This is a genomic window from Cellvibrio fibrivorans (assembly GCF_031457055.1).
Taxonomy (GTDB): domain Bacteria; phylum Pseudomonadota; class Gammaproteobacteria; order Pseudomonadales; family Cellvibrionaceae; genus Cellvibrio; species Cellvibrio fibrivorans.
In genome coordinates this window covers 268,022-280,966 of the sequence record NZ_JAVDVX010000003.1, presented here as the reverse complement: position 1 = coordinate 280,966, position 12,945 = coordinate 268,022, and the positions used below count along the sequence as shown (strand labels likewise).

Sequence of the window (12,945 nt, the reverse complement as noted above, 5' to 3'; positions counted from 1 at the left end):
CGGGTGTAATTCAAGCACTTCACACCTCCTGATTCACCAACTCCCTAAACGCCGCCGCCAAACGCGAATAAATCGGACCGGGGCACTCAGGTATTTCGCGTCCATCGGCGTAACCAACAGGAATCAATTCCGCACCAGTACCGGTTAGAAAGCATTCATCTGCCGTGAATAGATCGTAAGGGGCGAGTGGAATTTCACGCGCTTTTATGCCGAGTTTTTCAGCGAGTTCCAATACCACTTGGCGGGTGATGCCGTCGAGTGCGCCTTCAATAACGGGCGGTGTTAGTAATTCGCCGCGTTGCACGATAAAAATGTTATCCGCACTACCCTCTGCAATCCTGCCTGCGCTATTGAGCAAGATTGCTTCATCGGCGCCCGCGTGGGTGGCTTCCATGCGCGCGAGAATATGGTTGAGATAATTCAAACTTTTGATGCGTGGGTCTAGGCCATCAGCACCTAAACGGCGCGTGGCGGCGATAATGACTTTTGCACCTTCGCTGCGCACTCTTTCGCTCACCAATTGCAAACGATCGGCAACGATAAACACTACCGGCGAATGGCAACGCGCGGGATCAATTCCTAACGGGCCGGGGCCGCGCGTGACGACTAAACGTAAATAACCATTTGCTTCCGGTGCGGCAGAAATGGTTTCAATGACAGCGTGAGTTAATTGTTCGATGCTGTAGGGAATGCTGAGTGCAATCGCACGCGCCGAGAGAAATAATCGCTCAAGGTGCGCTTGCAAACGAAATGCTCGCCCGTTGTAAAAACGTATTCCTTCGAATACGCCATCGCCATATAAAAGTCCGTGATCGAAAACAGAAACGGTCGCTTGTTCGAGCGGGACTATTTGGCCGTTGCGCCAGCATACCGGAGTGGCTGCAGTAAGTTTCTGCTCGGCAATTGCTAAATCAACCATGCTTAAATTAACCATAAAAGTCTCCAGTCAGCATAGTGCGGGCTTTGCCGCTTATTAGGACGCGATCATCTTGCCAATCCAGCGTTAATAAACCGCCGCGCGGTGATGCTTGTTGCGCGCGCAAATGAGTTTTGTCGAGGCGATTGCCCCAATAACAGGCGAGTAAACAATGCGCGGAACCCGTGACGGGATCTTCATTGATGCCGACCTTGGGTGCAAAAAAACGCGAGACCATATCCAAACCAGAACCTTCGTCACCCAGTGTGGTGAGGATTAATCCGCGCGTAGTGAAGGAGGCGATTTGCTCAGCATTGGGTACAAAATTGCGCACAGCCTCGGCGGAATCCAAGACGGCGATAAGATCATCCCGCCCTCGTCCAAACCAGTGAGGTTGACCGCCGAGTAATTGCAAAAGCGCCGGAGGAACGGTGGAGACTGACTGGGGGAAATCAGCGGGAAAATCCAGTTGGATTTCATCGCCTACGCGGGTAGCAGTGAGCCGGCCGCTGAGGGTGTGGAATTCCAGGGTCTCGGCTGTTTCACCAGCGTGCTGCCAAAGTGCATGGGCAGCAGCGAGAGTGGCATGTCCGCAGAGGTTCACTTCCACCTGCGGAGTAAACCAACGCAGGTTCCAGCTGCCCTCTGCCCGTTTATGCACAAAAGCTGTTTCGGCCTGATTCATTTCCAGTGCGACATTTTGCATCCAACTGGCAGGCTGCTCTTTATCCAAAATACACACGCCCGCGGGATTACCGCTAAACGGTTGGTCGATAAAAGCATCGACCAATAATAGTGGGTAACTCATGACTCCTCCTGTAGTGTCCTTGCGGTGTGGTGGTGACTGTTTTTTTGTGAGAAAGCAGTATATTTCTTGTGCAACAACCATTACAGTTTCAAAATAATATAATTGATACGGTACAGATTAAATTAACTGCATCTGTATCTATCGATTTTTATTAAAACTGTACCTATTGAACGCAAGCATGGAGCCTTGATGGACATTCTCTACCGCAAACTTGCAGATGAACTGGCCAGCCTGATTAACGCCGGTGGATTCCAATCGGGAGACCGCTTGCCCGGTGTGCGCAATCAGGCGCAATTGCGTGGTTTGAGCATCGCCACAGTGATTGCAGCCTATCGCCAACTCGAGGATTGGGGTTTGCTGGAAGTGCGCAACCGCTCGGGGTTTTACGTTAAAACTAAACCTGCCGCAGCAGCGGCTCCACCGCGCATAGTGGTAACCACCATGCGCCCTGCTCCGGTTACCGGGCAGGATATGGTGCTGCAATTAATTAAAGCGGCCAATGACCCCGCTGTTGTGCAACTGGGGGCGGCGGTTCCCGCAGCGGAGTTTTTGCCGACCCGCGCGATAGAACAGGCGCTTACCAAGGCCGCGCGCCAGTATCGGGTGCGCACTGCTAACTATGAGTTCTCGCCCGGCGCGCCGGAACTGCGACGGCACTTATCGCGCCGCCTGGCTGATGCCGGTTGCGCAGTGCACCCGGATAATCTGGTAATCACCAATGGCTGCCAAGAGGCACTTACACTGGCGTTGCGCGCGGTGACATCGCCGGGCGATGTGGTTGCCATCGAATCGCCGACCTTTTATGGATTGTTACAAGTCATCGAATCGCTGGGCTTGGAGGCGTTAGAAATTCCTACCAATCCGCACTCAGGTATGTCGTTGGAAGCGCTTGAATTGGCGCTCAGCCGCTGGCCGGTAAAGGCGTGTGTCGTCACGCCCAACTTTAGTAACCCGCTCGGCTGCCTGATGCCAGATGCGCACAAACAGAAACTAGTGGCGATGCTCAAGGCGCGGGAAATTCCGCTGATTGAAGATGATATTTACGGCGATTTGAGTTTCAGCCATGCGCGCCCTTCGCTGCTCAAGGGTTTGGATGAGAATGTCATTCTGTGCAGCTCGATTTCCAAAACCCTGTCACCTGGTTTGCGCGTAGGCTGGATCGCGCCGGGGCGCTACCAGGATAAAGTCGAGTACATGAAATACGTGCTAAATCTGGCGACAACGACCATCCCGCAACTGGCGGTGACCGCGTTATTGGAAAACGGGCAATACGAGCGTCACTTGCGCCGCGTACGTGGGGATTATGCGCAGGCAGTAGCGCGCATGATCGATGCGATCATCCATTATTTTCCAGAGGGCACTAAAATCTCGCGCCCTGAAGGTGGTTTTGTGATTTGGCTGGAATTGCCAGGCGATGTTGATAGCTTTTTATTGGCAAAAAAAGCGCTGGCGCAAGGAATTAGTATCGCACCCGGGCCGATCTTTTCGGCGAGCCAAAAATACCGGCAATTTATCCGGCTCTCGTGCGCTTGCGTATGGAGCAACAGGATTGAGCGCGCATTGGTGAGTTTGGCGGGGCTACTGTGAAGGTGGATAGGATACAAGTTCGGACACTGCATTTACTTAAGCAAGATCATGTTAAATCTCCCGCCTGCATGCATTTGCCGCTTGGCTGTAACCTAACAACGATAGATTAACGAAATTGACCACTTTTTCTTTGGGCATTTTTGGATAACTTCCTGTATATTACGCCGCTATTTTACAACCCAGCTTTTCTAACCTTGCTTAACCTATAAAAGAGAGTCCTATGGCTGACTTATCCCTTTACAGAAACATCGGTATCTTCGCTCACGTTGACGCCGGTAAAACCACTACCACCGAGCGTATCCTCAAGCTCACCGGTAAAATCCACAAAATCGGTGAAGTTCACGAAGGTGAATCCACCACTGACTTCATGGTTCAGGAAGCTGAGCGTGGTATCACCATCCAATCGGCAGCGGTTACCTGTTTCTGGAAAGGTTATCGCTTCAACGTTATCGATACCCCCGGACACGTTGACTTCACCGTAGAAGTTTACCGTTCATTGAAAGTATTGGACGGCGGTATCGGCGTATTCTGTGGTTCTGGCGGTGTTGAGCCACAATCAGAAACCAACTGGCGCTATGCGAACGACTCTAAAGTTGCCCGTCTGATTTTCGTAAACAAGCTTGACCGTATCGGTGCGGACTTCCTGCGCGTTACCGACCAGGTGAAGAAAGTTCTGGGCGCTCATCCATTGCTGATGACCCTGCCAATCGGCCGCGAAGACACTTTCGTCGGTGTGGTTGATCTGTTGAACCGTCAAGCCTATGTATGGGATGACTCTGGCTTGCCAGAAAACTACAAAGTTGTCGAAATCCCAGCTGACATGGTGGACGATGTTGAGTTGTACCGCGGTCAATTGGTTGAAACTGCTGTAGAACAAGACGACGATCTGATGATGGCGTACATGGAAGGCGAAGAGCCTTCGATTGAAGACATCAAACGCTGCATCCGTAAAGGTACTCGCGATCTGGTGTTCTTCCCAACTTTCTGTGGTTCTGCATTTAAAAACAAAGGTATGCAATTATTGCTTGATGCCGTTGTTGATTATCTGCCAAGCCCAACTGAAGTTAATCCACAGCCACTGACTGACGCTGAAGGTAATGAAACTGGCCAATACGCTATCGTTTCTGCTGATGAGCCATTCCGTGCGTTAGCGTTCAAAATCATGGACGACCGCTTCGGTGCCCTCACCTTCTGCCGCATCTACTCAGGCGTGTTAAACAAGGGCGATACCCTGCTTAACTCCTTTACCGGTAAAACCGAGCGTATCGGTCGTATGGTGGAGATGAATGCTAACGATCGTACCGATTTGACCACTGCGCAAGCGGGCGACATCATTGCTTTGGTAGGTCTGAAGAACGTTCAAACTGGTCACACCCTGTGTGATCCAAAACATGAATGTACTCTTGAACCTATGGTATTCCCGGAGCCAGTAATCTCTATTGCGGTAACTCCGAAAGACAAGAGCATGATCGAGAAGATGGCTACTGCCATCGGCAAATTGGTTTCAGAAGATCCAACCTTCCGCGTTGAGACCGATCAAGATTCAGGTGAAACCATCCTTAAAGGTATGGGTGAATTGCACTTGGATATTAAAGTAGACATCATGAAGCGTACTTATGGTGTTGAATTGAACGTTGGTCAACCACAAGTAGCCTACCGCGAAACCATTACTCGCGGCATCGAAGACAGCTACACCCACAAGAAGCAATCAGGTGGTTCTGGTCAGTACGGTAAGATCGACTACCGCATCAACCCGGGCGAGCCAAACACTGGCTTCGTATTCAAAACCTCATGCGTTGGCGGTAGCGTTCCAAAAGAATTCTACCCAGCAATTGAGAAAGGTTTTGCATCTATGATGGGCACAGGCCCATTAGCTGGCTTCCCGGTATTGGACGTTGAAATTGACCTGTTCGACGGTGCATTCCACGCCGTTGACTCCTCGGCAATTGCGTTTGAAATCGCTGCTAAAGGTGCTTTCCGTCAATCTATGCCAAAAGCGGGTCCACAACTGCTTGAGCCAATCATGAAAGTTGACGTGTACAGCCCGGAAGATCACGTAGGTGATGTGATCGGTGACTTGAACCGTCGTCGCGGCATGATCTCTGGCCAAGAAGCTAACGTAACTGGCGTGCGCATCAAAGCTAATGTACCCCTTTCAGAAATGTTTGGTTACATCAGCACCCTGCGTACCATGACCTCAGGTCGCGGTCAGTTCTCCATGGAATTCTCTCACTACGCTCCATGCCCTGCGAACGTAGCTGAAGCAGTAATCGCCAAAGAGAAAGAAAAGAAAGCTGCAGCTGCCAAGTAAGTTTTAGGCAACCGCAAAAAGAAAGCCCCGCCAGTGCAAATTGGCGGGGCTTTTTTATTACAACCGATGTTTTTAACCGTACTACAAACCAATACTAGAAGCTGAAACTACTACTCAAGGCATACAAATCGATATCCTGATCGCCAAAGAATATCCGGCGACCACTTAAACCCAGGCTAAAGGCATCACTCAAGGCAAGGTCGATTTTTACACCGGCCAATGGATCTACACCATCGTCTTCCTCCAAAGCGAAAGCGGCCTTCTCTAATTCCACCTCGCTGTTCCAGATAAACGCACCAGCTTCTGCTGAAAGGGTGATGGCCGATCCGGCTTTGAAGCTCAAGCCTTGCACCAAAGTCACGCCGGTTGCCGTAACTGGATACTCTTTTGCAAAGTCGCCAGCAAAGGCATCCAGGTCTGCATCTCCATCCAACGACAAGTTGACTTCTACATCACCCAGATCGAGATAACCCACTTCACTATAGGTCAGCTCGCTCCACCGGTAGCCAGCGGCAATCTGAAAACCGGTGCGGCTGTCATCATAACTATCAAGAGTGAACTCGTGTCCCGCATCTTGCAGCGCGCCGGTAAAATCCGCCTCACTTTGGCTGCTATTGACTGTGAAAACATCCAATCGAAAATAGGTATTTTCAAGAGCCTGGGTGTTAATAGAAAACGCAGCGAGCGCGATGGCCGCCAAGCGCGCGGGTGTAGCGCGCTTGGCGATTACCAAACAACCCAATAGCAACAGCCAGAGCACAGGTACTGCACCGCCACCTTTGGAGTTCACTTGAACGGGTGGCTTGGACGGTGGTGGCTCAACTGCTTTGGCCTCACTAACTGCACCCGGGTCTACCACAGCAGAGTTGACCAAACCATCATCATCATTCGGACCACCATCCTCAATTGTCAATTGCACACAAACGTGGCCTGCAGTTAAACCAGGCGTCCACTCGGCGCTACCCGGTGGTGGACAATAACCTGGGTTGCCAGCCGCTGAATGCACCGCGTTATCAGCATCCGATACAAACGTCACCCAAGCTCCGCGCTGGTATTTGCGGTAAACCGCATTGGCTGGAATTGCCGAACGTTGGGGTATTACCACACGCACTGATTGGCCTGGTGTCGGCAAATCCCGTATTGCAAAGTCAAACACACCACCCACTGGCTCAAAGGCCGGGTCAATCACCAAATCATCCAGAGTACCGACCTCCTGATCCAGTATTTGCACACCACCGGAATTACCGCTGCGTGCAAACAAGCCCAGACCACAACGTACACCCGGATCACACTCAATCAGATAGGCATTAGTAGTATTACTTTGCTGCGGCAGAATATTGCTGGACGGCATGTTATCCAGATAATCCGGTATACCATTGTCATCGCTGTCGCCGGTACCTTCCAGGCTATCACCAATACCATCCAGATCGGTGTCGGTGTTGGTATCCAACACCGGCAGTGCAGTGACTACACGGAAGTAAACCGACGCATTCACAGTGACACCAGCGGAATCGCTGACTGCAACTTGCACCTGGTTACTGCCGTTCAAACCAGATGGATCAAATACACGGGTTGCATTGGTTGGATTGCCATCGGTATCAGCCAAGCCGCTGGTGGCTGACCAGTTAAAGCTATGGGTATCACCAGGATTGGCATCAGTCACCGTCGCCGTCACCGTCACAGGTCCGCCAGTGGTAGTAATCAGGCTGGTACCCACTCCACCCTGGGAGATAGCCATGCTGACTACTGGCGGCACATTTCCCTGACGCAGATCGATGACATGGCGATTGGCAGCACCGGCATTGACGCCATCGCCAAGCACTACCACCAATTGGCTGTCGCTAAAACCGGTAACCGCCGCCAGCGCAACGGGAATTGCTAGCTCTATCTGGCCGGATTGGGTGAAGGTTGCAGTGCCGCTCACCAGATTGTGCTCTTGCGCTGTCGCTGTGGTCGATGCATCTATCGCATAGGTAACGGTTAATGGATAAACCGGTGATGCGCCATTCAGCAACACCTTGAATTCCACATTACTGCCGCGCACCGCAACCTGGGATTTGCTCAGGGACACCAATGGTTTGATGTTGACCACCTGAATCGCCTCTCCCGTTACGCCCACTGCATTAGTAGCCTTCCATTTGATTTCATGGCGGCCGGGGGACAACTGCAATACGTTGCCAACACCCAACCCTTCCAAGCTTGCAGTGCAGCAACTGTTGCCACTGACTCCATCGCTGGCCATGGTTTTCAGCGCCTGCTCTATCTGTGCCTGAGTGGCTCCACTGGCAAGACCCAGCAATTGACGCAAGCTAACCGGCGTAAATAACGCTGTTGCATTCAATTCCAGATCAGCGGGTGGAGTAACAATCGGCTGCAGCGGGTCAATAGTCGCAATGACTTCAATTTCAAATGCGGGCAACGCCACTGTTACAGTGCCATCGTTAACACTAATCACTATACCGCCAGAAATACCGGCATCGGCATTCGCAGGCGTACCAGTCAAGGCACCCGTTGCTGTGTTGAAACTGGCCCAGGTAGGTTTGTTGGCGATGCTGAAAGTCAGTACATCAGCTGCATCTACATCAGCCGCCGTCGGAGTGAAGCCATAGGCCACATCCTGGTCTACCGTAAGCGCGGGAGCGCCACTGATGACAGGCAGGTCATTAACGGATTCTATAGTGACACTGACGGTAATACTGGCTGCATCTTCACCATCACTTACCTGCACGACAAAGCTGTCGCTGCCGTGATAATCCGCTGCTGGCTGATAACTCACGTTACCGGTAGCAGAAACACTGGCAGTACCCTGCTGGGCTGGACCACTCATGGTCCAACTCAAGGGGTCACTATCACCATCGGTTGCATCCAACATCAATGCAAAGGCGGTCGGCACGCCGTCTTCACTCATGGTGACACTAACCTCAGAACCCTGGCTAATAACGGGTGGCTGGTTCGGCGGCGGCAATACGGTGAATGAATGACTAACTGTCGGCGCAGGATTAAAAGCAGTGTTACCTGCTTCATCTGCATTGAGTGTACAGGTGCCTTCCATAAGTAGAGTCACAACACCTTCTGGTGTCACCGTACAAATCGATAATGTTGATGATGTAAAAACTGGTACAAGTCCAGATGAGGCAGTAGCAGTAACGGTTAGTGCGACACCCAGGGGATGGTCGCCCGGATCAGTAAAACTAATCGTTTGCCCACCAATAGGAGTGACTGTATTGGAGACCGCCGATTGGGCACCTGCACCTGCAGTGTTGCTGGCACTAACACGGAAGCTGTAGGCAGTTCCGTTCGTCAAACCAGTTACGTTAATTGGGGAACCAGTGCCTGTCGCGGTGATCCCGCCCGGGCTTGCTGTCACTGTATAACTGGTAATGGCCGCTCCGCCATTGTTAGCCGGTGCATTAAAACTGACGCTGGCACTGGTGTCACCCGGCACCGCTATAGCAGCGGTAGGAGCGCCCGGCACGGCAGGGTTGACGCTAAATGAGCGGCTAACCGATGGCGCCGCCAACCAACTTGCATTGCCGGCCTGATCAGCTGTCAGAGTACAGGTACCTATAGCTACCAGAGTGACCACTCCTCCGCTAGTAACGGTACAAACCGCGTTAGTTGTCGAGCTGAACACTGGTGTAAGGCCGGACGATGCCGAGGCAGTCACAGTCAAAGGCGTACCCAGTATCTGATTACCGGGTGAAGAGAAGTTAATGGTCTGCGTGCCTCGCGGCGTCACTGCGTTGGATGCACCGGAAGCACTACCGCTACCGATAACGTTAGTTGCAGTGACACTAAAGGTATAACTGGTGCCATTGGTCAGACCGCTAACGGTAAGAGGAGAACTCGCACCTGATGCTGTAGCACCACCGGGGCTGGCGGTGACGGTATAACCAGTGATAACTGAGCCACCGTTTGACGCAGGTGCAGTAAACGCGACCGTAGCCTGGGCATTACCGGCCGTGGCAGCGCCGATTGTAGGAGCACCCGGAACCACTGCGTTCACAGTAAAGCTATTAGTAACTTGGGGGGCAGGTAAATAGCTGGCATCACCTGCCTGATCAGCGTTGATAGTACAAGTACCAGCAGTTACAAAGGTTAAAGCACCGCCCGTCGTGATAGTACAAACAGCAGGCGTCGATGAGGTGAAGGTTGGCGTTAAACCAGTCGCATCCGTAGATGCAGTAAGTGTTGGCGAGGTACCAAAATTTTGCGCACCCGGATTCGCAAAAGTGATGGTCTGGATTGCCGCAGGTGTTATCGAGTTGGACGCAGCTGATGCCGGGCTGGTGCCGGCTGAATTATCCGCCGTCACAGTAAAGGTGTAGGCTTGTCCATTAGTCAAACCTGTTATCACAATGGGTGAAGAAGCTCCATTTACTGGAGCAACGTCCGGCGGACTCACTGTCACCGTGTAGCCAGTAATACTGGTGCCGCCCGTGTTCACCGGCGCAGTGAAAGCAACACTCGCTTGGGTATCACCGGCTATTGCAGTTCCTATGGTTGGAGCATCGGGAACTACGGGGCTAACTGTGAAAGACTGGCTCACCTGTGGTGCAGCCAGGAAAGACGAATCGCCCGCCTGGTTCGCATTGATCGTACAGGTTCCTGCAGTTATAAAGGTCAACACACCGCCACTGGTGATAGTACAAACACTGGTGGTAGATGAGGTGAAAGTGACAACATAACCACCACCTGCCGACGAACTTGCGGTCAGCGTTGGTGAAGTACCAAAGCTCCGTGTTCCTGGATTAGCAAAGGTAATGGTTTGCGGAGATGCCGGGATAATCGAGTTGGAGGCAGCCGATGCTGCGCCCGTTCCCGCCGAGTTGGTAGCGGTCACAGTAAAGGTATAAGCCACTCCGTTTGACAGCCCGGTCACCGTGATTGGCGAACTTGAACCAGTACCGGTTGCGCCGCCGGGACTTGCAGTGACGGTGTATCCACCAGCAAGGATCGACGCGCCGCCAGTGCTGGCCGGTGCGGTAAAGGTCACTGTCGCCTGGGTATCACCGGCGGTTGCAGTGCCTATCGTTGGGGCACCGGGAACTACCGGATTCACAGTAAAGGTTTGGGATACCGTCGGGGCTGGGTTGGTAGCTGAGTCACCCGCTTGGTCAGCATCGATAGTACAGCTACCGGCTGTCACGAAGGTCAGTACGCCACCGCTGGTGATGGTACAAACACCGGTAGTGGATGAGCTGAAAGTGACCGTCAACACGGACGTTGTTGATGCACTCAAAGTCGGCGTAGTACCAAAGTTCTGCGCACCGGGGTTGGCGAAGGCAATAGTTTGGTTAGCTTTAGGCGTCGCCGAGTTGGATGCACCCGATGCGGTACTGGTACCAATTGCATTGGTCGCTGTAACGGTAAATGTATAAGCAGTTCCATTACTCAGGCCAGTTACTGTAGCAGTACACGCTGCTGGTCCGGCACAGGTACCAAACGCACCGCCGGGGCTAGCTGTTGCAGTATAAGTGGTAATTGCTGAGCCACCGTTGTTGCCCGGAGCTGTGAAGGTGACAGATACCTGGCCGTCGCCTGCAGTGGCTGTACCGATGGTGGGTGCATCGGGAGCTGACAACGCATTGCTGGTCGTGATGCCATTGCCTGTTAAATCAGCTACAACAACTGCGGAATCGGCACCCGCAGCCCAATCTTCAGCGGCAGCAAGATTGTAGGTTGTACCACCGATTGAGCTAGTACCATTTTTATTCAGAATCAGATTAACCGCATCTTTATCGGTTGAGCTGAGTGTCAGGGTAAAGCTGGTACCGGAAGTTACTTCTACATCGCTGGTATCGGTCAGTGCGTAAGTACTTCCACCTTGGCCGGTAAACGTGAACTTATTGGCAACGATGTCGTTGGTGGCACCATTTGATTTCAACAATCCGGTGCTCGTTACCACCAGCGCACCAGTCGATGCATTGTAGGTGGCACTGGTGATGGTCGGTGCAGCCACATTACTGACGGTAACGCCATTGCCCGTTGTATCAACAATAGCGACTCCCGCATCAGCACCCGCATTCCAATCCTCAGCGGCAGCCAGATTGTAAGTAGAAATATCTGTAGAGAGAGTGCCATTTTTATTCAGGATCAGATTAGCGCCCGCTTTATCGGTAGCGCTTAGCGTCAAGGTAAAACTGGTGCCGCTTGAAATCTCCACATTGGCAGTATCTGTGAGAGTGTAAGTGCTGCCACCTTCGCCCGTCAGCGTGAATTTATTAGCAATAATTTCGTTAGTGGCGCCAGTGAGTTTTTTCAGGTTGGTACCAGTAGCGACCAATACGCCTGTACTGGCATCGTAGGTAGCTGATGTAACAGTGGGTGCAGCAACAGTCGCCGTTATGCCGTTACCTGTTAGATCAGCAGTGGCCGCCGAGTCTGCAATAAAACCTGCCGCACCAGCGAGGTTATACGTAGTACCACCAGTGGAGCTGGTGCCATTTTTATTGACGATTAAGTTCACTGCCGCGCGATCAGTCGCGCTGAGTGTCAGAGTGAAACTGGTAACAGAAGAAATCTCTACATCGGCCGTATCAGTAAGGGTGTAAGTGCTGCCACCTTCGCCGGTCAGGGTAAAATCGCTAGCGTCAACATCATTGGTTGCACCGCCGGTTGCCGTGAAGTTGGTGCCAGTCACGACTAACGCACCCGTGGAGGTGTTGTAAGTAGCGGAGGTGATGGTGGGAGCTGGAATCACTGGTGGACTGAAATCAATATCATCAATATCAATATCTAAATCTGATCCAGATATACGAACCTCATCAATGTATTCCCAACTGGCATTAGCGGACACATTAAATGTACCAAAAAAGATGCCACCCAAATTATACGTAGTGCTAATCACTTCCGAGTTATCACGGTAACCTTTTATGGTGAGATTAGTAGTACCACCAAGGCCAGTAGAGACCACAAAAGTGTTGAGTTTAAACTCATCACCATCACTCGTTTTAAAACCCACAACCGTTGAAGAATTTGGACCCGAACTCCGGTAACCCAAGGCAAATTCTGCCCCAGTGGCAATATCGCCATCATTAACTATCTGAATTTGGGCAACGTCATTGTTGCTGTAGATAATCCCATCGATAGTGACAGAGTTGCTTCCTTTGTTACCAACTGATTGGGCATTAAAATTTTGATCTGCTGGGGTAACGGCATAAGCGGTTGGCATCACCATTGCCAATGCAGCGCCAAAAAGCAGTGAGCGCCATTTCAAGAGATGTGTTTTGGCGTAGGCCGCTTTTATTTGTTTGACGCTGTTTGAGGTGATCCACCACATGATATTTCCCCGGTAATCGTTAGAGGTGTTTACATTTTCTG

General features: G+C 51.8%; 5 protein-coding genes. 2 read left to right on the top strand and 3 right to left on the bottom strand.

Features of this window, described 5'->3' with window-relative positions; genetic code table 11:
• Positions 1-19: 19 nt before the first annotated feature.
• Both ilvE and J2X05_RS09795 read right to left on the bottom strand, forming a co-directional pair.
• The gene (gene ilvE / locus J2X05_RS09800; protein WP_310071915.1) at positions 20-934 is read right to left on the bottom strand and encodes a branched-chain-amino-acid transaminase; all 915 of its coding nucleotides are present in this window, start codon (positions 932-934) and stop codon (positions 20-22) included.
• Positions 927-1,724: a PhzF family protein gene (locus tag J2X05_RS09795; protein ID WP_310071913.1), complete on the bottom strand. Its 798-nt coding sequence runs from the start codon at positions 1,722-1,724 to the stop codon at positions 927-929. The genes ilvE and J2X05_RS09795 overlap by 8 nt, the downstream gene beginning before the upstream one ends.
• 189 nt (positions 1,725-1,913) lie before the next feature.
• On the opposite strand from J2X05_RS09795, the gene J2X05_RS09790 reads away from it, so the two are divergent.
• Entirely contained in the window at positions 1,914-3,311 is a 1,398-nt protein-coding gene (locus tag J2X05_RS09790) for an aminotransferase-like domain-containing protein (RefSeq protein WP_310071911.1), read from the top strand.
• A gap of 220 nt (positions 3,312-3,531) precedes the next feature.
• On the top strand, positions 3,532-5,622 hold the full coding sequence (fusA, locus tag J2X05_RS09785) for an elongation factor G (protein ID WP_310071909.1): 2,091 nt from the start codon (positions 3,532-3,534) through the stop codon (positions 5,620-5,622).
• A gap of 94 nt (positions 5,623-5,716) precedes the next feature.
• Here the strand turns inward: fusA and J2X05_RS09780 are convergent, their stop codons facing one another.
• Positions 5,717-12,904 (bottom strand): fibronectin type III domain-containing protein, encoded by a 7,188-nt coding sequence (locus J2X05_RS09780; RefSeq protein ID WP_310071907.1) that lies wholly within the window; start codon positions 12,902-12,904, stop codon positions 5,717-5,719.
• Positions 12,905-12,945: the final 41 nt, after the last annotated feature.